22 protein-coding genes are annotated in these 24290 nt (G+C 60.3%); 10 read left to right on the top strand and 12 right to left on the bottom strand.

Features of this window, described 5'->3' with window-relative positions; all coding sequences use genetic code 11:
• Positions 1–53: 53 nt before the first annotated feature.
• A complete protein-coding gene (locus tag ACK509_RS03700; RefSeq protein ID WP_410765148.1) occupies positions 54–1022 on the top strand; it encodes a quinone oxidoreductase family protein in 969 nt (322 codons plus the stop codon).
• Here the strand turns inward: ACK509_RS03700 and ACK509_RS03695 are convergent, their stop codons facing one another.
• From ACK509_RS03695 to ACK509_RS03685, 3 genes are all read right to left on the bottom strand, one after another.
• The gene (locus tag ACK509_RS03695) at positions 1023–1781 is read right to left on the bottom strand and encodes a competence/damage-inducible protein A (protein WP_410765147.1); all 759 of its coding nucleotides are present in this window, start codon (positions 1779–1781) and stop codon (positions 1023–1025) included.
• A gap of 80 nt (positions 1782–1861) precedes the next feature.
• A complete protein-coding gene (gene purL, locus ACK509_RS03690; RefSeq protein ID WP_410765146.1) occupies positions 1862–3970 on the bottom strand; it encodes a phosphoribosylformylglycinamidine synthase subunit PurL in 2109 nt (702 codons plus the stop codon).
• 95 nt (positions 3971–4065) lie between these two features.
• Positions 4066–4500, bottom strand: coding sequence for a CBS domain-containing protein (locus ACK509_RS03685; RefSeq protein ID WP_410765145.1), 435 nt, complete (start codon positions 4498–4500; stop codon positions 4066–4068).
• 257 nt (positions 4501–4757) lie between these two features.
• Here ACK509_RS03685 and ACK509_RS03680 point away from each other — a divergent pair, with 257 nt between their 5' ends.
• Both ACK509_RS03680 and ACK509_RS03675 read left to right on the top strand, forming a co-directional pair.
• Entirely contained in the window at positions 4758–5441 is a 684-nt protein-coding gene (locus tag ACK509_RS03680; RefSeq protein WP_410765144.1) for a PHP domain-containing protein, read from the top strand.
• Positions 5441–6529: an asparagine synthase C-terminal domain-containing protein gene (locus ACK509_RS03675; RefSeq protein ID WP_410765143.1), complete on the top strand. Its 1089-nt coding sequence runs from the start codon at positions 5441–5443 to the stop codon at positions 6527–6529. Before ACK509_RS03680 ends, ACK509_RS03675 begins: the two co-directional genes overlap by 1 nt.
• Here the strand turns inward: ACK509_RS03675 and ACK509_RS03670 are convergent.
• A complete protein-coding gene (locus ACK509_RS03670) occupies positions 6526–7011 on the bottom strand; it encodes an NUDIX hydrolase (RefSeq protein WP_410765142.1) in 486 nt (161 codons plus the stop codon). The genes ACK509_RS03675 and ACK509_RS03670 overlap by 4 nt on opposite strands.
• 63 nt (positions 7012–7074) lie before the next feature.
• Positions 7075–8067 (bottom strand): transcription initiation factor IIB, encoded by a 993-nt coding sequence (locus ACK509_RS03665; RefSeq protein ID WP_410765141.1) that lies wholly within the window; start codon positions 8065–8067, stop codon positions 7075–7077.
• Between the two features lie 190 nt (positions 8068–8257).
• Between ACK509_RS03665 and gatC the strand changes: the two genes are divergently transcribed.
• The 3 genes from gatC to ACK509_RS03650 all read left to right on the top strand — a co-directional run bounded on the left by gatC (position 8258) and on the right by ACK509_RS03650 (position 12192).
• Complete coding sequence (gene gatC / locus ACK509_RS03660) at positions 8258–8536, top strand: Asp-tRNA(Asn)/Glu-tRNA(Gln) amidotransferase subunit GatC (RefSeq protein WP_410765140.1); 279 nt, start codon at positions 8258–8260, stop codon at positions 8534–8536.
• Positions 8536–9807, top strand: a complete 1272-nt coding sequence (gatA, locus tag ACK509_RS03655; RefSeq protein WP_410765139.1) for an Asp-tRNA(Asn)/Glu-tRNA(Gln) amidotransferase subunit GatA — start codon at positions 8536–8538, stop codon at positions 9805–9807. The genes gatC and gatA overlap by 1 nt, the downstream gene beginning before the upstream one ends.
• A gap of 114 nt (positions 9808–9921) precedes the next feature.
• Entirely contained in the window at positions 9922–12192 is a 2271-nt protein-coding gene (locus ACK509_RS03650; protein ID WP_410765138.1) for a hypothetical protein, read from the top strand.
• A gap of 101 nt (positions 12193–12293) precedes the next feature.
• Here the strand turns inward: ACK509_RS03650 and ACK509_RS03645 are convergent, their stop codons facing one another.
• The 3 genes from ACK509_RS03645 to ACK509_RS03635 all read right to left on the bottom strand — a co-directional run bounded on the left by ACK509_RS03645 (position 12294) and on the right by ACK509_RS03635 (position 15305).
• Positions 12294–13154, bottom strand: coding sequence for a hypothetical protein (locus ACK509_RS03645; protein WP_410765137.1), 861 nt, complete (start codon positions 13152–13154; stop codon positions 12294–12296).
• Between the two features lie 65 nt (positions 13155–13219).
• Positions 13220–13882 carry a potassium channel family protein gene (locus tag ACK509_RS03640; protein ID WP_410765136.1) on the bottom strand — a complete coding sequence of 221 codons (663 nt, stop codon included), beginning with the start codon at positions 13880–13882 and terminating at the stop codon, positions 13220–13222.
• A 37-nt stretch (positions 13883–13919) separates the two neighbouring features.
• Positions 13920–15305, bottom strand: coding sequence for an APC family permease (locus ACK509_RS03635; RefSeq protein WP_410765135.1), 1386 nt, complete (start codon positions 15303–15305; stop codon positions 13920–13922).
• A 286-nt stretch (positions 15306–15591) separates the two neighbouring features.
• Between ACK509_RS03635 and ACK509_RS03630 the strand changes: the two genes are divergently transcribed.
• Positions 15592–16272, top strand: coding sequence for a potassium channel family protein (locus ACK509_RS03630; RefSeq protein ID WP_410765134.1), 681 nt, complete (start codon positions 15592–15594; stop codon positions 16270–16272).
• Positions 16272–17933, top strand: coding sequence for a TrkH family potassium uptake protein (locus ACK509_RS03625; RefSeq protein ID WP_410765133.1), 1662 nt, complete (start codon positions 16272–16274; stop codon positions 17931–17933). The genes ACK509_RS03630 and ACK509_RS03625 overlap by 1 nt, the downstream gene beginning before the upstream one ends.
• A 76-nt stretch (positions 17934–18009) precedes the next feature.
• Here ACK509_RS03625 and ACK509_RS03620 read toward each other — a convergent pair whose 3' ends face one another.
• The 4 genes from ACK509_RS03620 to ACK509_RS03605 all read right to left on the bottom strand — a co-directional run bounded on the left by ACK509_RS03620 (position 18010) and on the right by ACK509_RS03605 (position 22147).
• Positions 18010–18381 (bottom strand): hypothetical protein, encoded by a 372-nt coding sequence (locus tag ACK509_RS03620; RefSeq protein ID WP_410765132.1) that lies wholly within the window; start codon positions 18379–18381, stop codon positions 18010–18012.
• A gap of 104 nt (positions 18382–18485) precedes the next feature.
• Positions 18486–20090: a TrkH family potassium uptake protein gene (locus ACK509_RS03615; protein ID WP_410765131.1), complete on the bottom strand. Its 1605-nt coding sequence runs from the start codon at positions 20088–20090 to the stop codon at positions 18486–18488.
• A gap of 76 nt (positions 20091–20166) precedes the next feature.
• Positions 20167–21504 (bottom strand): Trk system potassium transporter TrkA, encoded by a 1338-nt coding sequence (trkA, locus tag ACK509_RS03610; protein ID WP_410765130.1) that lies wholly within the window; start codon positions 21502–21504, stop codon positions 20167–20169.
• A 106-nt stretch (positions 21505–21610) separates the two neighbouring features.
• A complete protein-coding gene (locus ACK509_RS03605; RefSeq protein WP_410766244.1) occupies positions 21611–22147 on the bottom strand; it encodes a type II toxin-antitoxin system RatA family toxin in 537 nt (178 codons plus the stop codon).
• 119 nt (positions 22148–22266) lie between these two features.
• Here ACK509_RS03605 and ACK509_RS03600 point away from each other — a divergent pair, with 119 nt between their 5' ends.
• Complete coding sequence (locus ACK509_RS03600; RefSeq protein WP_410765129.1) at positions 22267–23040, top strand: FAD-dependent oxidoreductase; 774 nt, start codon at positions 22267–22269, stop codon at positions 23038–23040.
• Positions 23041–23135: 95 nt separating this feature from the next.
• Complete coding sequence (coaBC, locus tag ACK509_RS03595; protein WP_410765128.1) at positions 23136–24287, top strand: bifunctional phosphopantothenoylcysteine decarboxylase/phosphopantothenate--cysteine ligase CoaBC; 1152 nt, start codon at positions 23136–23138, stop codon at positions 24285–24287.
• Positions 24288–24290: the final 3 nt, after the last annotated feature.

Below are 24290 nucleotides of genomic sequence, written 5' to 3'. Positions count from 1 at the left end.
GATAGCACTTCCGCGTTCTCCGCATTTTTCTGTCCTCGGGCACACCTACGTGTATGCGAACTGTCGTTGTCCCCGAGTACGGTTCGAGCGATGTACTCGACGTCCGAGAGACTGAAGCTCCCGAACCCGCCCCCGGCGAGGTCAGAATCGCGGTCGAAGCCGCAGGCATCAATTTCGCCGATATCATGCAACGCCGTGGCCACTACCGAAACGGCCCGGAACCGACGTACACGCCCGGAATGGAGGCCGCAGGAACTATCGACGCAGTGGGTGAGGGTGTCGAGCGCGAAGTCGGCGAGCGCGTCGTCGCCCTGACTGGTGGCGGTGCCTACGCGGAGTACGTCACCGCGTCCGCGACTGCCCTGTTCGACGTTCCGGAGTCGATGTCGTTCGCCGAGGCCGCTGGATTCCCGATTCAGTTCCTCACTGCCTACAACTGCCTCCACGAATGGGGCGGACTCGAAGCAGGCGAACGTGTGCTGATTCACGCCGCGGCGGGCGGCGTCGGAACCGCGGCAGTCCAACTCGCCTCGCTCGCGGGTGCCGAAACCTTCGGAACTGCCAGCACCGAGCGGAAGATTTCGCTCGCACTCGACCTCGGTCTCGACCACGGAATCCAGTACACTGAGACCGACTTCCGCGACGTCATCGACGGCGAGACCGAAGATGGCGTGGACCTCGTTCTCGACGGTGTCGGCGGGAAGACCTTCGACCGAAGTCTCGACGCACTCTCGGACTTCGGTCGCATCGTCACCTACGGGGCCGCCTCCGGCGAGGTTGCCAAAGCAGACACCACGCGACTGCTCTTCGAGAACAAGTCGGTCATCGGCTTCCACCTCGGAAACGCGATGCAGAAACGCCCCGAGTCGGTACTCGGTGCGGTTCCCAAACTCTCTTCGCTTCTCGCCGACGGAAAACTCGAAGTCGTCGTCGGTGAGACGTTCGACCTCGAAGACGCCGCTGAGGCACACCAGTACGTCGAGGACAGAAAGAGCGTCGGCAAAGTGGTACTCGAACCGTAGTTAGTCGAACCGTACGGCTGACGGGTCGTTGGCCACGTCGGCATTTTCGAAGAGCCATTCGACCGCGGCGTTCAACGTCTCTTCGTCGGTCCCGCTGAGTTTGATTCGATTCGGTGTCTCCCCGCGAGAGGCATAGCTTCCGACGGTCACGTCGAATCGGTCAGAGAGAGAATCAAATACGTCCGTCATCATCCCTTCCGGTGTCCCCGTGTAGAGCATCGTGCTTGTGACCGCGCCATCGAATCGGTCTGCCACCTGCTCGAACATCGACTTGAGTTCGTCCGGCGGTCCCGGGAAGACGAACACGTTCTCGACGACGCATCCCGGTGACAGACCAACGGTGTTGATGAGCGGTTCCGCACCTGCCGGTGTTGCCGCCCATGCATCCACATCTAATTCGAGTCCATCGGTATCCTCGAACAGTTCCGGATTGGCTTCCTCGTAGGCGCGAGCAGTCGCGACCACGTCCTGTCTGACCGCCGCTTCGACGACGAGTTCGCGACCGAACGCGTCCGCGACGGCGTCCATCGTCACGTCGTCGTGCGTTCCACCGAGACCACCTATGACCACGACAGCGTCGAACGTGGCCTGCCACCGCCCTACCCACTTGGTGATGAGCGATTCGTCGTCGGGGAGGGTGAGGATACGCGTGACTGTCGCCCCACGGTCGGCCATCTGGCGGGCGACCCACGAGGCGTTCGTGTTCTCGATGTCGCCCGCAAGTACCTCGTCGCCGACGGTGAGAATCGCAATTTCCATTGCCGAATTCATGTGACGAATGGCGGTAAACGTGCGGGTCGCGGCCGCCGAAACAGAGAAAGAGCGTTCGAACTGTGTCGTTAGTCGAGTTCGCGGGTGAGGACGCCGCGCAGGTCGGCGATGGCTGACGCATCGAAGGCAACGTAGTCGTCATCGACCGTCACACCCAGATATTCGTCGTCGGTCGTCGTTCCGAGTTCGTAGACCGGTACGTCGCCAGTGAGTTCGACGAGTGCATCCACGTCAGTACTCTCGACGACGACGCGACCTGGCGTCTCGTCGAAGAGTTGGATAACGTTCTCGACGGCGATGTCTGCGCCGATTTCTTCGGTGACCATCTCGGCGAGCGTGACTGCGAGACCTCCGTGGCTCACGTCGTGGACTGCGAGCGTCGAGTCGTCGGTTGCGACGGCGCGAATCGCAGCGAGTACGTCGGCCGCGGTTTCGCCGTCGGGGAGCGTCGGGAAGGCGTCCGAGCCACCTTCGTGCTGGAGGAGCGTGGACCCGCCGAGCGCGTCGCCTGGGTAGCCAACGAGGAACAGGTCGCCGTCACCCGAGAGCGACATGCCGGGCGAGGGGCCGTCTGCCGAACCAACCATCGCGAGCGTCGGCGTCGGCGGAATCGGACCGGCAACGGAGTCGTTGTAGAGCGAGACGTTACCGCCGACGACAGGCACAGAGAGTGCGCGACACATGTCGGCGAGACCATCGACGATGCCTTTGAACCCGCCGTACACGTCGGGTTTCTCGGGATTACCGCCGTTGAGACAGTCCACTGCGGCGAGTGGGGTTGCGCCCTTCGCGGCGAGGTTCGTCGCGTTCTCGAAGGCGACTGCGCGCGCGCCGTCGTACGGTGCTGCGTTGGTCCAGTTGGGGTCTGCACCTGCGGTGAACGCGAGTTTGGTGTCTGCCTCGGGGATGTCGAGGAGTGCGGCGTCGTCGCCGGGCCGTCGTGCAGTCCGAAGGCCGACTTCGTGGTCGTATTGGCGGTAGACCCACTCTTTGGACGCGGTGTTGGGGTCCGAAAGGACCGCCTCGATGGCTTCGAGGAGCGAGACTTCGGGGAGGTCACGCGTTGCCTGTTCGGGCTCGGTCGAATCGAGGTCGTTCATCGGCGCGCCGTCGGCGACGTACTCCGGTGGCACGTCCACGACTGCTTCGCCGTCGAACGTACAGACGTAGTTGCCTTCGGCGACTTCGCCGATGACGGCACTGCCGAGGTCGAAGCGGTCGGCGAGTTCTTGGACGCGCTCGACGTTCTCCGGGGTGACCTCGTAGCACATGCGCTCTTGAGATTCGGAGAGGAGAATCTCGAAGGGGCGCATCTCGGGTTCGCGCTGGTGGACCTTGTTCAGGTCGATGGTCGCACCAAAGCCGCCCTTGGCGACGAGTTCGGACGACGCACCGCCGAGACCTGCTGCGCCGAGGTCACGGCAGGATTCCACGATGCCCTCGTCGATGAGGGCTTCGCTGCATTCGATGAGGAGTTTTTCAGTGTAGGGGTCGCCGACTTGGACGGCGGGTCGGTCTTCGGTTTCGGCGTCTTCGCCGAGGTCTTCGCTGGCGAACGATGCGCCGCCGAGGCCGTCACGGCCGGTCGAACTACCGACGAGGACGAGTTTGTTACCTGCCTTCTGTGCTTCAGCGGTGATGAGGCGCTCGGCAGAGAGAAGGCCGACACACGCGACGTTGACGAGCGGGTTACCTTCGTACTTCTCGTGGAACGAAGTCGCGCCCGCGACGGTTGGGACACCGATTGCGTTACCGTAGTCGGCGATTCCTTCGACCACGCCGTCGAGGAGGTAGCGAGAGTGTTCGCGGTCGAAGTCGCCGAAGTAGAGGCAGTCGGCGAGTGCGATGGGGTATGCACCCATCGAGAGGGTGTCGCGGACGATGCCGCCGACACCGGTTGCCGCGCCGTCGTACGGGTCCACGTACGAGGGGTGGTTGTGGCTCTCGATACCGAGGGTGATGTACGTCTCGTCGTCGAGTGAGACGACTGCGGCGTCGTCACCGGGGCCGATAACGACTTGTTCTCCTTCCGAGTCGAACGCCGACAGCAACGGCCGGGACGACCGATACGCACAGTGCTCGCTCCAGAGGTTCTCGAACAGCATCTCCTCGGTCGGTGTCGGGTCTCGACCGAGTTCGGCGACGATGAGGTCGCGGTCCGCGTCGGGAAGCGTCATTCACTGGTATGGTCATAACGCAGGTTGTAAACCCTTTCTATATGCACAAACGTGCCCAAAAAATCGAATGTCCCGAAAGTCGCCTCCACTGCGACTTATGCGGGTGTGTACGGCGGTGACTCAGCACGGATGATTTGCGAGAGTTCGTGCATCTCGTCTTCGAGTAACACGAGCAGGTCGTCGGCCGTCACGATGCCGCACAGTTCGTCACCGTCGACCACCGGTGCGCGTCGAACGCCGTGTTCACGGAGTTGTCCGAAGAGTTCGTAGACGCCAGAGTCGGCATCGACCGTGAACGGTTCTTCGACCATCACCTCTTTCGCGGTTAGTTTGTCGGGGTTTCGTCCCTCTCCAACGACCTTGATGGCGAGGTCTCGGTCGGTGACGATGCCGTGAATCTCGTCGCCGTTGGCGACGATGACAGAGCCGACGTTTCGGTCTCGCATCCGCTTTGCGAGTTCGCGTACTTCTGTGTCCGGTTCTGCTGTTACCAGTTCGTCTTTTGGACGTGCGATGTCTCGTACAGTCATTGCAGTTCTCCCCAGTGGACACCAACGCGGTGGTTCCCACTGTAGTATTCATTCGCTGGACACGATTAAATATTTGAATGCTGACATTTCATCCAATCTTTCGGGTAGTTCGCAGACGAGGGACTCTCCGACCGAAGGAAGGTTCGTGGTGAATAGAGCGTCAGTACTGGCCACCTCATGAGACAAGTGCTAGCAATCTGCAAGACAGTGACGCCAGGACCGGGGCGCTTTTTTAGCCGCCACTGGTAGATTACATCGTGTTATCGGTCGAGTTGCACTCGCATTCGTCGCTGTCGTACGATGGACGCGACCCAATCGAGTACCTCCTCGAACAGGCGGTTGCGGTCGGTGTAGACGCACTTGCGGTCACCGACCACGACGAAATCGACGCGAGTCTCGAAGCCGCAGAATTAGCGCCCGACTACGGACTCGTCGGCATCCCCGGCATGGAAGTGACGTGCGCCGCAGGGCACGTCCTCGCGATGGGGGTCGAAGAACTCATTCCCGCAGGTCTCTCCTACGATGAGACGCTCGACCGCATCCACGACGCGGGCGGCATCGCTATCGTTCCCCACCCGTTCCAGAAATCTCGCCACGGCGTCGCGCCGCACATCTCGCGCGAGCAACTCGCCGCGGCGGACGCAATCGAAGTCTACAATTCCCGGCTCTTGACCGGGATTGCCAACCAGCGCGCAGAGCGATTTGCAAAGCGTCGTAACCTCCCGATGACTGCGGGAAGCGACGCGCACATCGCCGAGATGGTCGGCCAAGCGATTACCGAAGTCGGCACAGACACACGCTCTGCCGACGCCATCCTCGAAGCAATCACCGAAGGCCGAACCAGCGTCGTCGGGAGTAAGACCCCGTGGCGCATCTCGTTCCAACAGGCCGCAGGCGGCGCGAAACGACGACTCAAGCACGCGCTCGCCGACCTACTGTGATGCGCGGCGCATCCGAGTCACAGGTGCGAGATGCCCTCGAATCGGGTGACCCACTCCCCGGCACTGCTGGTTTTGCGGGCGAACTCGACGGAGTTCTCGTCCGCGACGTCCTCGGTCGCCAACCCATCTTTTCGGAAGCAGGCGACCACACCACGTGGTCGTTCGACCACCGCAATCTGTCGAACCCGGTTGCAGTTCCTCCGGGCCACACACGCAACACGAACGGTCTCGAACAGGTCTGGGAACTTCCCAACCCACCAGCAGAGACCGACCGCGAGGCGGCACTGGAACAGGTCAAAACCGCAGTCCTCGAATCGACGCGCGAAGTCGAGTCCGAGGGACTCGCAGTCGCCTTCTCGGGTGGCGTCGATTCGTCTATCGTCGCCGCAGGCGTCCCCGACGCACCGTGTTATGTCGCCGGATTCGAAGGCTCACACGACATCGACGCGGCCTGCGACGCCGCAGACGCGATGGACCGCGACCTGCGCGTCGTCGAACTCACCCACGACGAACTGAAACGCGCAATTCCCGAAGTCGTCGCGGCGCTCGGGAGAACCAACCCGATGGACGTACAAATCGTCCTCCCTCTCTACTTGCTTGCCGAGCAAGTCGCCGCCGACGGCTACGACAAATTGGCGGTCGGACAGGGTGCTGACGAACTCTTCGGCGGCTATGCGAAAGTCGCCAAAGCCCCCGGTGACCACCGAGTCGAAGCCGAGACGATTCGCGGTGCGGCCCGCGAGATGATTCAGACGCTCCCCGACCAACTCGAACGCGACTTGCTCACCTTGCGGGCGGCGGGCGTCGAACCGGTCGCACCACTCCTCGACGACCGAGTCGTTTCGGCGGCGCTTCCGCTCCCAGACGAGTTACTCGTCGATGTCGAAGCGAGTCGCCGTAAGGTTGCCTTGCGGGAAGCCTCCCGCGACGTCCTTCCGGAGTCGGTGGTCGAAGCCAACAAGAAGGCAGTCCAGTACGGCACGTACGCTTCACGCGAACTCGACCGACTGGCGCGGCAGGCGGGCTACAAACGCCGGATGGACAACCACGTCGAACAGTACATCCAGTCGCTCGTCGGCGAGAATTAGTTCTCTATTGCCGCCTCGTCCGCAACGACGTCGATTGCTTCCAGTGCGAACTGCACCGTGTCGGGGTCGATGTCGCTCTTCTCCAATTCAGACTCGTTGTACCACTCCCACACCTCGGCATCGACTTCGCCGTCGTGGGGGTCGATTTCTCGGGACTCGACGCGGGCGTAGTAGATGTGGTCGATGTGCTGGTGGCCGACCCGACCGTCCTCGTGGACGTTGATGTCGTAGAGCATCTGGTGTCGCGGTTGCGGGAGGACTCGTCCGTCAGGCGCAGGGACGGCGTCCGTCTCATCGACCAATTCTGCTTCGAGACCGGTCTCTTCTTTCACTTCTCGAAGCCCTGCCTCGTGCGGGAGTTCGTCGCGGTCGATGTGGCCGCCCGGTGGGATGCGAATCCCGAGTCGTTCGTGTCGGTGCAGGGCGACGGCACCGTCGTTGACGATGTAGACGGTGGAGGTGAAGTGACGAGTCGTCTCCATAGCTGAGGCTCTGCCTGTTCGCCTATCGGTGTTGCGAAAACGCAGTTGAAAAACGCGATTCCGTTAGGACATCTCGAACTGCTCTTCTGCTTCGAGCAGTTCGTGATACCGGTTACGGATGGTCACTTCAGAGATGTTCGCCACATCAGAGACCTCGTTTTGGGTCACCTTCTCGTTGGTCAGGAGACCAGCGGCGTAGACGGCCGCGGCGGCGAGGCCGACAGGCGATTTCCCCGAGTGAATACTCTGTTTCTTGGCGTTCTCCAGGAGTTGGCGCGCACGGCGCTCGGACTCCTCGGAGAGGTCGAGTTCAGAGGCGAAGCGGGGGACGTACTGCACGGGGTCCGCAGGCTTGATTTCGAGTTTGAGTTCGCGGACGACGTAGCGGTAGGTCCGCGCAATCTCGTCTTTGTCAACGCGCGACACGTTGGTAATCTCGTCCAGCGAGCGGGGTGTTCCGGCCATCCGGGCCGAGGCATACAGCGCTGAGGTTGCGACGCCCTCGATAGAGCGACCCGGGAGCAGGTCGTCGTTGAGTGCGCGGCGGTAGATGACACTTGCCGTCTCGCGGACGTTGTCCGGGAGACCGAGGGCAGATGCCATGCGGTCGATTTCGCCGAGCGCCTGTTTCAGGTTGCGCTCTTTGGAGTCGCGGGTTCGGAAGCGCTCGTTCCACGTTCGGAGTCGTTGCATCTTCTCACGCTGTCGTGAGGAAAGCGAGCGCCCGTAGGCGTCTTTGTTCTGCCAGCCAATGTTGGTCGAAAGTCCCTTGTCGTGCATCATGTTGGTGGTCGGCGCACCAACACGGGACTTTGAGTCTTTCTCGGCCGAGTTGAATGCACGCCACTCGGGACCGTGGTCAATTTCGTCTTCTTGGACAACCAGTCCACACTCGTCACAGACCGTTTCGCCGTGCTCTGTGTCGGAGATGAGATTCGACGAGCCACATTCTGGACAGGCGAGCGTCTCGCCCTCTTCGCGCTCGTTCGACTCTCGTTCCTCTGATTCGCGCACGCGCGCGTTTCCGGTCGTGAAACGTCGGACACTTTCAGTCATTGTGTGTTCGAGAGAAGCAACTGGGAACGGTCGTTCTCCATCAATTTGTATTGAGGCCGGTTACTTATATCTGACGGCATCGGAACGACGGAATATCTGTGCGAGAGTGTGTCACGGGGCGGTTACAAACTTTTTGGAATGGAACGACCACACCGAAACCCTTACTCCCAGTCTCCGACACTGCCGAAGTATGAGCGATACGCCCGTCGATGCCGACGAAGTTCGGCACGTCGCCGAGTTGGCGCGGGTTGACCTCGACGATGACGAAGTCGAAGAGTTCGCAACGCAACTCGCGGACATTCTGACGTACTTCGACGCACTTGACGAGGTTCCCGAAGTCGACAGCGAAGACGAACTGGTGAACGTGATGCGCCCCGACGAGGTCAAAGACGGCCTCACCCAAGAGGAGGCGCTCTCCAACGCGGCCGAGACGGAAGACGGCTACTTCAAAGGACCCCGGGTGTCGTAATGTCGCTGAACGCATTCATCACCGAGGAGACCATCGAGAGCGACGAAGACGGCTCTCTCAGTGGAAAGACCATCGCCGTCAAGGACAACATCTCCACGAAGGGCCTGCGAACCACCTGTGGCTCTGCGATGCTCGAAGACTACGTCCCGCCGTACGACGCAACCGTCGTCGAGCGCGTCAAAGCCGCTGGCGCGACCATCGTCGGTAAGGCCAACATGGACGAGTTCGGGATGGGCACGACCACCGAAACGTCCGCGTTCGGGCCGACGAAGAACCCCGTGGACGAAGAACGCGTCCCCGGCGGTTCCTCTGGTGGCTCTGCGGCCGCCGTCGCCGCAGGCGATGCTGACCTCGCACTCGGGAGCGACACGGGTGGCTCGATTCGCTGTCCCGCCGCCTTCTGTGGCGTCGTCGGCATCAAGCCCACTTACGGACTGGTTTCACGCTACGGCCTCGTCGCCTACGCGAATTCCCTCGAACAAATCGGCCCAATCGCGCCGACCGTCGAAGACGCCGCCGCGCTCCTCGACGTGATTGCTGGTCCCGACGCTCACGACGGAACCACCTACGACGAAGGCGAAGACTCGGACTACGCTTCGGCCGCCGATGGCGACGTCGATGGCCTGAAAATCGGCGTTCCCACGGAGTTCGTCGAAGGCGCAGACGACGGTGTCGTCGAAGCATTCTGGGACGCGATCGAGGAACTCGAAGCACAGGGCGCAGAGTACACCGAAGTCAGTATGCCCTCGGTCGAGAAGGCGGTCGCGGCCTACTACGTCATCGCCATGTCCGAAGCCTCCTCGAACCTCGCACGCTTCGACGGCGTTCGCTACGGCAAATCCGGCGGCTACGAGGGCAACTGGAACGAGGCCTTCGCCCGCGCCCGCGAGGAAGGATTTGGCCCCGAGGTCAAGCGCCGCATCCTCCTCGGCACCTACGCCCTCTCGGCAGGCTACCACGACAAGTACTACGCGAAGGCACAGGACGCCCGCGCGTGGGTCAAACAGGACTTCGATTCTGCATTCGAGGACGTGGACGTACTCGCCTCGCCGACGATGCCGGTGCCGCCGTTCAAACTCGGCGAGAGCCTCGACGACCCGCTCCAGATGTACCTCGCCGACGCTAACACCGTCCCCATCAACCTCGCCAACCTCCCGGCTATCTCCGTCCCGGCAGGCGAAACTGACGGACTGCCAGTCGGTCTGCAACTGATTGGCCCGAAGTTCGACGAAGAGACGATTATTCGCGCCGCATCTGCGGTCGAACAGTAAGCGACTCGAACGCGATTTCGCCCAACGAAAAATCGGTTTCTGTCGGGGGATCTTCTCCCTCGAATCTTCTTTCTCGGGTGGATTCAAACCCCCCCGCTCCGTAGACCCGTCATCATGGCATCATATGTCCGCTGGGGGGACTACGGCGCGACTGGTATCGACCCAGCCGACCTCGAGCTGGTGTACGACCCCGATTCGAAGTACGGTTTTTCCCCCAGCGTGGCAGCGACTATCCAGCAGGTATGGGATTCTGTCGCCGGCAGAAACGACCGCCTCTTCGACGGAAATCTACTGAATGTGGTCGACGTTGACGAGAATGGACGACGACTGTTACTTGGCCCGGCACAGTTCAGGGATTATCTCGTTCGACGGCTCATTCTGTCCCGCCACGGTGCAACTGCCGACATCGAAATATCAGACGAAGTGCGTACGGCTCTTCGGTTACAAGTCCGCGTTCTCTCGTCGTTTGTCGCCGTCGTTGCTGACGACGGCCTGTTGGTTGGTGTCCGAGCGGGCGAAGACGACACCGGGGCATTGCTCTCATTCCCCGGAAGCGGCTATCTCGATCGAGACGAAGACGTGACACCGAGCGGGACGGTGCGACCGACATACGAACTCATCGAGCGGGAAGTCGAAGAAGAACTGGGGCTTGCTGACCGGATCGAAACGATTCGGTGTCTTGGCGTGTTCGAAGACCTCGTAGATTCGACGCACTACAATCCCGCCCTCTTTTCGGTCGTCGAAGTTGCTGCCACCTCCGAGGAAGTTATGCAGTCGATTCAAAAGGCAGATGATTCCTGGGAATTCTCCGAGTTCTTCGTCGTTCCAATCGATGAAGGCACACTCATCGACCTCGTTCAGGTGGGCCTCCCGAATGATTCAGTTTCGGCCCAAGCGAACGAATTCATTCCATCAGCGGTCGAGGGGACGACGAGCAAGACGTTGCTCATGCTTGCATTGCTCGGTCGCTACTGGTTCGGTGACGACTGGTTCGATAGCCTCCGAGAACAACACCCAGAGATCGAGATCAGAGATGTAGAACTATCCAGTGGCGAGTCAGTAGACGACAATCTCCGGACGGATGGTGGAGAGTATTTGCAGGCAGAACTCGACCACTGGTACGACAGTGGCCACGAAGATGACGAGACGTTGGGATGGGGGTTAATCGAAGACCCAGATGGAAACAACCGACTGCGGTTGGTCTTCGACATCATCCAGAAAAAGGTCGATTCACACACCCAAGGTAGACGCGCGTTCTTGAAGACTATCGGGAGTGTGGTCGCATCTGCCAGCGTTCTTCCGGTCACGTCAGCGGGGACGTCTGAGTCACTCCAACACTTCTGGCCGAACGCGCTCTGCGGCGAAGAGTCTGAAAATGCTCTCGATTTGGATACCCTAGATACACTGCTGTTCGACAATCAACTCGACTGGAATCAGTTCAAACAGCAAAGCCAAGATATCATCACCGACCCGGACATCGTCACCAGTTACGACGACGTTCACCTTCTCTCAGTCTTCTTCCGGTCGATCGATGTCGATTTTATTCGAGCAATAGAGGCGTCAGCATCACGAGCAAATCAAGTGTTCGTCTATTTTGCCGACCCAGTTAGCCACCGAACCGAGGAAACGTCCGCCTTAGAACTCCACGAAGATATCGAACTCGAAAGTTTCCGACACCTGTTTCAGGACACCCAGTGGGGGCAGTTTTATGATGCTGCTACGGCCCACCCGGCCAACGGTCGTGTTCCACACCCGGATAGCATCATACTCAATCGGGTACGGGCACTGGCCAACGCACTTCGGGCGATTCAGATGGGTGTGTTTTTGACGACGACGATGAAGAACGTTCACATTCGACTCGTAAATCATCACGAAATCTCACTTCGCGGACGACTCGTTGGAAATCACCACGCATCGTTCGTCCTCAATCCAAAAGCGACGATTGGAACGACCCCTCCGAGAGCAGGATTCATCACCAAAAAGGGGGTGATTATCGGCGAACTCCACGAAGAGCGTCGACGAATTACGACAAAAGAAACGTACAGTGCGCCTGACCTTGTGGAGATGGGCGAACAGGTCCGCACACGAATCGAGACGCTACTCGACGAGGCACTCGTACGTGATGAAATCGAGCTGTCTACCGCCGCCGAGATTCGGACACACGCAGACACACTAACACTTGGGGCCGCCGCCGACTGTAACACGTCACTAGACGAGTGGGAGGCTCGAGACCGAACCAATCGAAAATGCGTTCATCAAGTCAGACAACTGGTGAACGAGGCCCAACCGTTCGACGAATCGGCTCGAGTCAGCGAACAGTCACCACTTCCGCCGGGAGAGTTATTCTCGAAGATTGAAGCAGGCATTCTCGAACAAGGGCGTTGACTTCTAACGAGGAGTCGGGTATCTGTTCCCGGAGTATTGGATTGCAGCCAAAAACGAACTGATTCCGCATTTTTCTTCTTGAGGTTACAACTCTTCTCCGGCTACGACTCGCCTTCTCGCAGGTCTACGACCGTTCCCATACTCCCACGTCGCCAATCGAGTATGAAGGAGGCACGCGAGTATTCGTCCGATGCTGGGAGTGGTAACTCGAACGTGTGACTCCACGTCGCTGTGTCCTTTGCGGGGACTTCGAATACGACTGCCTCTTCGGGCGTGTACGCTACATTCGGTCCAACTCGGTCGAGCGCGCCAACGAAGGTGCCAGCGGTCGAACTGATGTTTCTGACTTCGATTTCGACGTCTACGTTTGCGAGGCCGTCGTCCCGCAACTCTGCCGAGACTCCGTGGACCAAGAACTCAGCCGGTGGACGTGTGAGTTTCGAGACTGAGTTCGAATCGAGTTCGTATGACCCACCGGGCCATCCGAGCGCGACAGACTCGGATTCGATTGGCTTCGGGAGTCGAAAGACGAGGGTTCCGGACGCACCCGGTGTGTACTTTCCACCACTTCGGGGCCACTGTCGGTAGTATCGACCGTTCTCTTCACCAGTTACTGGGTGAAATACTTCGCCGTCGTAGACGAGTTCGAATTCTTCGAAACCGGGGCCGTAATGGTCTGCGGACGCGACGTCGGCGACGACGAATTGCTCGTCGCGGTCGCCGACAGTACTGGTCGAATCCGGCGAGTCGAAGGCGACCAACTCGGGTACGACGCTGATGGAATTCACGTCCACGTCGTACGACGGCGTGGGCGACTCGGTGGTCTCAGTCGTCGGTGTCGTAGTTGTGGTGTTCGTCGTCTCTGTTGACCCAAATTCATGTACTGGGCCAAGACATCCTGCGAGAGAAGCGAGAAACGTCGCGCCAGCACCGAGAAGGGCGCGACGGGAGGGACGGTGCATACTTGTCAAAGTTCTATCCACAGTAATAGGTTTTCAGGCGGCGGTGTCGGCAGAAGACGCCCAACTCAGCCACGGAACAGATTCATCACTTCGTCAGAGACGTTCGACTCCACGGCGAGGACGTACCGATGGCCTGCCTCCAGTACCGTATCGGGGCCGCCGAGTCTGTCGCCGTGGTAGTCCACGATAATCAGGCTCCCGCGCGGAAGTCGAACCTCGTCGAGTCGGCGTCCGGCGACGGGTGCGTCGTCTGCGACTTCGACCTCGACGACTTCGACGCTGCCGCCGATGTCTTCGATAGTTCGGACGCCGCCGTTCGCAATCTCGTTGGTCGCGGCGCGCGCACCCAGTCGCTCGGGGAAGACGAGTCCATCGACGAACTCCTCGTACAGTTCGTCGGGTGCCTCTTCGATTCGCATCACGGTTCGGGCGTCGGACATGCGCTGGGCGGCCAGACAGATAGCGAAGTTCGTCGCTTCGTCGTCGGTCAAGGCGGCCACAACGTCGCTGCGCTCGGGTTGGGCCTGTCTGAGAATCTCCGGGCGTGAGGCGTCGCCTTCGATGATGGTGGCGAGATAGCGGTCGGCTACGTTCTGGACGCGGTCTGGGTCGGGTTCGATGATAACCACGTCGTGGCCGCGGTCATCGAGGAGTTCGGCGGTTCGAACGCCCATCGAACCGCCCCCAGCGATGATGACGCGTAAATCGTGTGTGGCTGTTTCGGTCATTGGTGTGTCTACGGGTTACGATGTTGTATGTGTGCGGTCAGTCGTCGGTCTGTTCTGGGGTCTGAATCGGTTCTGGTTCTTGGATTTCGGGCGTCGTCGGTGGGCCGGTGATTCCGCGACGCGAGAGGACGAGGTACACGCCACCACCCACAGCCAACCATCCGAGTGCGAGTACCCACGTGAAGGGGTCGATAAAGAGTCCCAACAGCAGGTTACAGACGATGCCGAGAACTGGCGTGAGCGGATAGTAGGGAACCTTGAACGGTCGCTGTAAGTTGGGTTGTCGGCGGCGAAGGCGAATCAGCGCGTAGTTGACGATGATGAATCCGAGGAGCGAAAACAGGCTTGCGAGGTTCCCGACGATACGAATCGGGACGACCACCACGGCGATGAGCATCACCACGGCAGACGCGAGAATCGCAACGAGCGGCGTCCCGTATCGGTAGTGGAACCGACCGAGTGCGGCCGGAAGTTGCCGCTCGCGACCCATGGCGAAGGCGACACGCGACGACCCGATGACGACGGCGTTGAGCGCCGAGATAGTCGAGAACACCGCGCCGAAGGCGATGAGTGCCGCGCCAGTTCCGATGAGTGGGAACCTCGGCATGAAGCCTTCTGCGGCCTGTGCGATTGCTGTCTCGCCCGCGCCTGCGAGTCCGTCGGCACCGAGCGTTCCGATGGCGACGAAGACGACGAACAGGTAGACGATGACGGTGACAACGACTGAGAGAAGAATCGCTCGCGGGATGTTCTTCTGCGGGTTTTCGACCTCTTCGGTGACGGTGGCGATGAGGTCGTATCCCTGAAACGCGATGAAGGTGAGACCCATCGCGGGGAGGACCGACAACGCACCGTTCGTAAAGAGCGGGTCGAACTCGTTGACCTGCGTCGCGGTGAGCCCAAATCCGACGAAGACGACGAGAATCGCGATTTTGACGAGCGTGATTGCAGTCTCTCCCCTCCCGGATGCTTCCGTCGAGAGCGCGTTGAGTGCGACGAGTACCGCGACAGCGCCGAGTGCGTAGAGAACTGGCGGGCCGGGGAGCGTGATGCCGTAGATGTGGCCGAATTCGATGAAGTTCGAAGAGAACCCCAACGCGTAGAGTGACCCGGCAATCATGTAGGTGAACCACCGCGTCCAGCCCATGACGAACGAGACGGGTGCAGAGAAGACCTCTCGGACGTACGCGTAGCCACCACCATTTCTCGGGATTGCCGCTGCGAGTTCGGCATACGACAGCGCTGTAAACGCAGTGACGCCCCCGTTGAGCGCGAACGCGAGTATCGCGGCCGGACCCGAGATTTCGACGGCGAGTCCGGTCAGCACGAAGATGCCCGCGCCGATCATCGCTCCGATGCCGACCATCGTGGCATCGAGGAGGCTGAGGCTCACTGTCGGCTCACGCCCACCGGAGTGACTCACGAGCTACCCCTCACGTGATGTCTCGGTCGGGGGTGGGTGACCAACTCGCACATGTGTGTTGACGTACATCATGGCGAATGATAAATCTTCGATAGGTGAAGGACACGACCACATGGAGAATTTTGGCTCGATTGGAGTCTGACACACGTCTTCATTATACTCCTGTTTCGAAACATTCGATGACGAATGTGGTCGCCGATCAGATGTTCTCCAACAATTCGCAGGCCAACAGACTGCTCGTCATGCCGATAGCTTTTCCACTGCCGGTTACGCACGGCGGAATAACATGTACATCATCGTCGTTGGGGCGGGCAATATCGGCACGCCACTTATCGAAATTGCGACCGAAGGCGGCAACGAGGTTGTCGTCGTCGAACGCGACGAAGCCAAAGCAGAGACCGCGGCGGCAACGTTCGATTGTCTCGTCCTCAACGACGACGCCACGGTGAAACAGACGCTCGTCGAGGCCGGTGCCGAGCGTGCGGACGCCATCATCACGACGACGGACAAGGACGCGACCAATATCATGGTCTGTCTGCTCGCAAAGGAACTCCAAATTCCAGATATCGTCTCTGTCGTTCACAATGCCGAACACATGAGTCTCTACCGGCAAATCGGCGTCAACACGATGGAGAACCCACAGCGTCTCATCGCTGAGTACCTCTATCGGGCAGTCAAGCGCCCCTCTATCGTCGATTACATGCGCGTCGGCGACCACGCTGAGGTGTTCGAAATCCGAGTGGACGAAGAAGCACCCATCGTCAACAAGACGATTCAGGAGGCCGCCCAAGGTGGACTGTTGGGCGACGACGTACTCATCGTCGCCGTCGAACGCGCCGACGAGAGCGACCCAATAACCCCGCGTGGTAACACGACAGTCCACGTGGGCGACCTACTTACCGTCTACTCCGGTGACGGTGCAACTCCCGAAGTGACGGACGTCTTCGGCCATTACGAGGACCACTGATGTCTCGTCGCGGACGGACTGTTTCTGGGTGGCCTGCCGACCTCGCAATCATCGGGCGCGACATCGGGTCGTTGCTCGCGATGGAGTCGGTTCTGATGGTCGCCTCCGTACTCGTCGCGGGTGTCTTCGGCGAGTGGTACGCCGCGCTCGCGTTCCTCACGGCCGCAGGATTCACTGCGTTCGTCGGCCTCGGCGCGCGGAGCGCGTTCGAAGAAGCACCGGTCCCGCGAATGAAACACGGGATGATTATCGCCGCTGCTGGGTGGTTTGCGACTGCCGCGTTTGGGGCGCTCCCGTTCGTCCTGACGGCCTACTTCGTGCCCGATGCCGCACTCGCCGCGCTCGTACCACAGGGCGTCGAATACACTCAATCGAGCCTCCTGTACTTCCGAAATCCGCTCCACGCGTTCTTCGAGTCGATGAGCGGGTGGACGGGCAGTGGATTGACCATGGCGATTCACGAACCGTCGCTCCCTCGGTCGATTCAGTGGTGGCGCTCGCTCATCCAGTGGGTCGGCGGCGTGGGTGTGATTGTCCTCACCGTCTCGATTCTCTCGCGCCCCGGCAGTGGGAGTTACGCCCTCTACCGCGGTGAGGCACGCGAAGAGAAAATCCACCCGAGCGTCGTCTCGACGGTTCGCACTGTCTGGAAAATCTTCGTCGGCTACACCGCGCTGTCGATTCTGGTACTCTTTATCGCAATCAGCCTGAGCGACTACGGAGCGACGATTCCGACGTGGGAGGCCGCGTGGCAGGCGTTGAATCACGCGATGACCGGTCTCTCGACCGGCGGGTTCTCGGTGACCGACAACTCGATTGCGACCTACAACTCGCCGCTCATCGAGACGGTGTTGCTCCCGATTATGGCGCTCGGGGCGATTGCCTTCCCGATTCACTACGCTATCCTCCAGAATCACGAACTGAACAAACTCTGGAACGACCTGCAAACGCGCTGGCTGTTCATCATCTTCGGCGTCGGCGTCGTCGGTCTCTCCGTCCAGAACCTCGTCTCGCTTCCGACGACGGCGGGGTCGGCGTTCGCCGAGACTGCCAACTACTTCGACCTCTCGCTGGTCGTCGGTGGCCCCGGTTCGGACGTGATTCGGGATTCGACGTTCCAATGGATTAGCGCCCTCTCGTGTACTGGCTTCCAATCCGCACCAATCGGCCAGTGGTCTGACGGCGGGAAACTCATCCTCTCCAGTGCGATGGTCCTCGGTGGGGCCGCCGGTTCGACCGTCGGCGGTATCAAAATCATCCGTGGCTACACGATTTCGAGAGGCATCCGCTGGCAGTTCTCGCGCGTCTTCCTCCCCGACAGCGCCATCGTCTCGCTCAAGATGGATGGCCGCCGACTCTCTCGGCCCGAGATGGAGCGCGAGTTCTCCGAGGCGTCTATCGTCTCCTTGCTGTGGCTTTTCGTCCTCCTCGGGTCGAGTCTCCTGCTCGTGAATCTCGCCGGACCGGAGTTCACGTTCGCAGATGCACTGTTCGAAGTCGCCAGCGCACAGGGGAACGTCGGCCTCTCGACTGGCATCACCGGCCCGACGATGAATCCCTTTGCGGAAGCGATGTTCCTGCTCAACATGTGGGTCGGTCGTTTGGAGATTATTCCCGTCTTGGTGTTCTTCCGGTCGATTCTCTACGGACTGAATCCGTAAGCGAACGTTCGAAACGGGAGTTTTCTGCTTCGATTGAACGCTTCAGCGCGGGATACCCGTCTCACACGAAGCGCAGTCACACTTCGATTTTCCCTTCACGAACAGTCCCGTCGTCAGCGATCTCCAGCATGTACCCCTCGTACCACGCGATGGACCGCCTCCAAGCGCGTGACCCGTTCACGTGAATTTCAACCGTTCTCCGTTCGTCTGCCGGGAAGTGCCCGCTCAAATCTATCTCTTCGGTGTGGTTCGCAGAGTAGCTCTTATTGAAAACCACCTCCCGCGACTCGCCAGTGATTCGCACCGAGAAGTTTCCGGGGTAGTTGTCTTCGATGACGAGTTTGTTAATTGGTGGCTTCATTTCGGAATCTGTACTTTGGCTCCTCTCGGTTTCGGTGGGCTCTCTGTCCTGATTCAGTGGAGAGTCGAGACACCCACTGGTGAGCATCAAAACGAGTACCGTCGCGAGCAGGATTCGACTGCGCATCTGCGCAAGTAACTGTCAATCGAAAGTAAATGCCTTCTGGACGCGTCGAAAGTGCCAGCGGTGCCCTATCTCCGCCAGTACTCCGGCGTGAACACAACGAGGACAGGGATGATTTCGAGACGTCCGACCCACATCAACAGCACCATGTAGAGTTTCGAACTATTCGAGAAGTCGAGATAGCTCCCCATCGGGCCGACGACGCCGAATCCCGGCCCGACGTTGCCGAGGGTTGCGGCGACGGCACTCATCGTCTCGAGAATCGTGAGTTCGAATCCGATTCGGGTGGCATCGAGGTGCAAGAGACCCGTCGAGATGAAGAACAAGACGAGATAGAGGAGCGTGAAGGCGTATATGCCGCGAATCGCGCGCTCGTCCACGGCGCGGCCTGCGAGTCGAACCGGGCGAATCGCCTCGGGGTGGGAAGTGGTGAACAACTCACGGCGGAGCGATTTCAGCACGATGTACCAGCGGACGATTTTGATTGCCCCACCAGTCGAACCGGCAGACCCACCGATGAACATGGCAAAGAGAAGTCCGTACTTCGTCGTCGAACTCCACGCGTTGAAGTCCATACTGGCATAGCCAGTGGTGGTGATAATCGAGACGACTTGGAAGACCGACTGTCGGACCGATGCTTCGGCGTCGCCGATGAGGGCAACGCGGATGCTTTCGAGGTAGAGTTGGTCGAACGTCTCGCCCATCGGTGCGACCGAGAGCAGGCCATCACCGATGAAGAGGACGGCGGCGAGAATCGCAGAGAGGACACCGATGATGCCGAGATACGAGCGGAACTCGGTGTCGCGGAAGAGCGTCTTCGGCTCGCCGGTGAGGACGTGCCAAAAGAGCGCGAAGTTCGTCCCGGCGGCAATCATGAAGGGGATGATGACCCACTGCGCGGCGGCCGAGAACGCCTCGATACTGCGTGCCTCGGGCGAGAACCCGCCGGTCGGCATGGTCGTCAATCCGTGGGCAACTGCGTTGTAGACGTCCATATTCGGCGCGTAGCCAGCGAGGTACAGGCCGTACAGGAGCAGAATTTCGAGGACGGTCAGACCGAGGTACGCACCCCACAGTGCGCGTGCCGTCTCAGCGATTCGGGGGGTGAGTTTCTCGATACCAGGACCAGGTGCTTCGGCGTCCATGAGTTGTGCGCCACCGACCGAGAGTTCGGGCAAAATCGCTACCGCGAGGACGACGATACCCATGCCACCGAGCCATTGGGTCAACTGTCGCCACATCATGATGCCGCGTGTGTGCGACTCGAACGAGATGTCACCGAGGACGGTCGCTCCAGTGGTCGTAAAGCCGCTCATCGACTCGAAGAGCGCGTTCACTGGGTTCCCGAGGGTCGATTCAGGATGGAGTGCCGAGACGACGAAGGGGATGCCGTGGGCTTCGATGAGGAAGGGAATCGCCCCGATAATCGTCACGGCAAGCCACGTCGCCGCGACCATCAAGAATCCCTCACGCGCGCCGATGTCGGGTTCTTCTGCTAGTTGCTCGAGTCCAGTCCCCACGAGGACGGTGATTGCCATCGTGATGACGAAGGGCAACACCGATTCGCCGTAGTAGAGCGAGACGACGAGCGGGAAACAGAGTGGGACGGCGAGATATTTGAGAACCGTCCCCACCAGACGAAGACTCGCTTTGTAATCTACCCGCAGTTTCATTCGTGAACGAACGTTCTACACGCAGGACTCTTCCCTGTTCGGATTCCGATTCGAGAAACGTGTGGGTGCGCGCCGGTTAGAGTTTTGGTGCGACGCTATCGACGACTTCGTTATCGACGAAGACGACGACGTGGTCGCCGGGGTTGATGACGGTGTTCCCGCGAGGGGTGATAAACTCGTTTTGGCGGGTGATCGCACCGATAACGACGCCTTCGGGGAGCGAACTGACTGACTCACGAATTGGTTTTCCGGCCAGCAAGCTTTCGGCGTCGATTTCGATTTCCAGCACTTCTGCTTTGTCTGATTCGATGAGTGCGATATTCTCTGCGCCGCCGTCACGCGTGAAGCGCGTAATCTCTTCGGCGACGACTTCGCGCGGACTCACGCCGATATCGACGCCCACTGCCTCGAACAGTTCGACATAGGGTGTGGTGTCGATGACGGCGACGGTTCGCTCTGCACCGAGACGAGAGGCGAGCAGCGAGACGAGCAGGTTCTTCTCGTCGGAGTCGAGCGCGGCGACGACGATATCCGCCTCGTCGATGTGTTCGCGCTTGAGGAACTCGATGTCCGTCGCGTCGCTCTCCATGACGATGGTCTTGGGCAGGTCTTCGGCGAGTTCCCGTGCCCGGGCGCTGTCCTGCTCGATGAGACGGGGCTTGAATCCTCGTTCTTCGAGGAGGCGCGCGACGTGATAGCCGATTTCGCTCCCGCCGACCACGACGACTTCCTCTGCCGGGCCGACTTCCTCTTCGGGGGCGATGGTTCGGGCGAACTCTTGGACGCTCTGCGGACTGCCGATGACGACGACTCGGTCGCCGCTGTGGATGACCGTATCACCACGCGGGATGATGACAGAGCCATTTCGGAGCAGTGCTGCGAACGTCAACGAGTCGAATCGGTCTGCCTGCTGGACCGTCTGGTCCGTCACGGGACTCGTCTCGTCGACTTCGAACTCGGCCATCTGAACCTTTCCACCGGCGAAGGGGTCCACGTCGCGGGCGGCGGGAAGGCCGACGACGCGAACGATAGATTCCGCGGCCAGCAGGTTCGTACACACCATGAAGTCCACGCCGAAGGCCGTCTCAGAGCGCTGCCACGTCCGGAGGTATTCGGTGTTCTTCACGCGGGCGATGGTGAACGCGCTGGAAATCGCTTTCACCGTCGCACAGACGACGATGTTCGTCTCGTCGTCGTCGGTTGATGCGATGACCATGTCCGCGCGTTCGACGTCCGCCTCTTCGAGCGTCGAGACTGCCGTGCCGTCGCCTTCGAGCGCGAGGACGTCCAGTGAGTAGTTGAGTTCGTCTACCCGTTCCGGGTCACAGTCGATGATGACGACTTCGTGTGTTTCATCCAGGTCTGCGGCGATAGACGACCCAACCTGACCAGCGCCGACGATGATTACTCGCACGAAATCCCAACCTCTCTCATTGTCGATACGTGAATCATCCGAAGGTATGTGCATTTCTGTTCGGCGGCACTATTTGCCCGTTCGGTGTGCGAGAGAGACACGCGATTCACGCCCTCGAATTGGTGTGAATGGTGATATCGACGTGTCGCCGCCGTCCTTCGATGTCGGCGACGATTCGTTCGACGATGTGTTCTGCCTCTCGTTGTAAGATTGGCTTGATGCGGTTGATGACCCAACTCAACGAGACGAATCTGGGCAGGTCGATACTGCCTTCGTCGACAGTGTCGGTGTCGAACCTCACGTCGAAAACGACGCGTGAGGCCGTCTCGGCGTCCATCGGTGCGTCTTCCGGGAGTTCGTCGAGCGGTTCGACGCGCCACTGGCCGACGGCGTGAATGTCTTTGGTAATCTTGAAATCGATTTGTGTCGGCGGGTCGACTGCGGTGACCTCCGATTCGGCCGTGTAAGTCAGTTTCCACCACGCGAATCGCAGTTGGTAGCGCGTCCCCGGTGACCCGTCGCCCGCCTGTCGCACGTCGGTTAGGTGCTTCGAGTAGTTGGCGTACCGCGGGAAATCGACGAGAAATTCGTAAATCTCCTCGGGCGGCAGATAGACAACGGTACTGACGACAATCTCGTCCACGACCACGAATTGGTCGGCGGGAACAAAGCCCTTTAGGCGAGAATCCATCGACCAGCGGGACACTGGCGACCACAACTGCAACCGATTTGCTTTTTCGGTCGATTCGATAACCTCCGAGTATGGAAGACACACGAGATGTCCTCGTCGTCGGTGGCGGTGTCGCCGGTCTCACCGCGGCGACGTTCCTCGCTCGCGCCGGTCTCGACACGCTCGTCGTCAACGATGGCGAGTCTATCGTCCGCCGAAACGCACACTTGGAGAACGTGCCGGGTTTCCCCGCCGGAGTGAACAGTCGTCTCTTTACCGACCTTCTTTCCGAGCAGGCCGACCGTGCGGGTGCAGACCAGCAAACCGGACGCGTCGTCGCCCTCGACGTACTCGGCACTGCCGACGACCCCGAATTTAGCGCGACCGTCGAAACCGAAGACGGCGAATCGACTCTCACCGCTACGCGCGTCCTCGCGGCCTCGTGGTCCGATGCCTCGTATCTCGAAGAGACGGGCGTCGAACTCCGCGCGGCAGGGTCGAAAACCTACGTCGATACCGACGAACTCGGGCGAACGAGTGTCGAGGGTATCTACGCCGCTGGCCGTCTCACCGAAATCTATCACCAGACCGTCGTCGCGGCGGGCGACGCCGCAGAGACGGCCATCACACTCGTCCACGACTCAGAGACACCGTTTTACAACGACTGGGTTGCGCCGGAAGGCTACTTCACCGACCGTGGGCGCGAAGTGCCGCCAGCGTGCGAGGAGATTCCGCTCGAAGAGCGGAAGCGCCGCGAAGACGAGTCCCGAGAGGTCATGCAGTCGTTCTTTGCAGAGCCACATTCTGAACCACAGCGCACACACCCCAGTCTCGTCGAGGACGAGCTAGGGCGATTGGACGAGTAACACGACTCGCTTCGGTTGCCGAGTCGCACACCATTGGATTTTCGCAGCATCACGACGCGAATCCTTTTAACCAATTGCGGGCGCAGTTTGAGTGAATGCTCGAAGGTGTGAACGTCGCGCTCGGGGTCTCCGGGAGTATCGCGGCCGTGAAGGTTGTCGAGTTGGCGCACGAACTCCGTCGGCAGGGGGCGTCAGTTCGAGCGGTGATGTCGAATGCCTCTACCAGTATTATCCACCCGTGGGCGGTCGAGTTCGCCACCGAGAACGACGTGGTCACCGAGATTACCGGCCGCGTCGAACACGTCGAACTCTGCGGCCGAGAAGGTTGGGCCGACGTGTTTCTCATCGCACCCGCAACCGCCAACACCGTCGGGAAAATCGCCGCCGCCATCGACGATACGCCCGTGACGACGTGTGCAACCACCGCCCTCGGCGCGGACGTGCCAGTCGTCGTCGCCCCCGCGATGCACGAACCGATGTACGACCACCCCGGCGTCCTCGAAGCCATCGAGAAAGTCGATTCGTGGGGCGTCGAGTTCGTGGACCCACGAATCGAGGAGGGCAAAGCCAAGATTGCCACCGAGGACGCCATCATCACCGGCGTCGCCAAAGCGACCACCGAGCAGTCGCTCGCCGGGAAATCTGTCGTCGTCACCTCCGGTTCGACGACCGAATCTATCGACCCGATTCGGACGCTCTCGAACCGCGCATCCGGTCGGACTGGCCGTGCTGTCGCCCGTGCGCTCGCTATTCACGGCGCGGACGTGACGCTCGTCCACGACGGCCCAGACGTTCACTACGCCGACGTGAAACAAGTCGAATCCGGCGCGGAGATGCTCGCAGCAGTCGAGGAAGCCGTCGCCGATGCAGACGCACTCATCTCTGCGGCCGCCATCTCGGATTTCACCGTCGAACAGGTCTCAGAGAAGATTCGCTCCGGCGAGGCGCGAACCCTCGAGCTCGAACCGACGGCGAAGCTCATCGACACGGTTCGCGAGGCGCATCCCGACCTTCCAATCGTCGGGTTCAAAGCCGAAACGTCGGGTGACGACGACGCGATGGTCGCCGAAGCGCGGCGCATCATGGACCGTGTCGGACTGGCATTCGTCGTCGCCAACGACGCCTCCGTGATGGGCGAAGACGACACGAGAACGTTGTTCGTCCGCAACAGCGACGTACAGGAGTTCGTCGGGACGAAAGCCGAACTCGGCGCTCGGCTCGCAGCAGAACTCGAAAAAGAGATGTAAGCG

It is taken from the genome of Haloferax sp. DFSO60 (genome assembly GCF_046557615.1).
Classification (GTDB): Archaea; Halobacteriota; Halobacteria; order Halobacteriales; family Haloferacaceae; genus Haloferax.
Note: the sequence above shows the minus strand (reverse complement) of the source record. Positions and strands in the feature narration are given on the sequence as shown.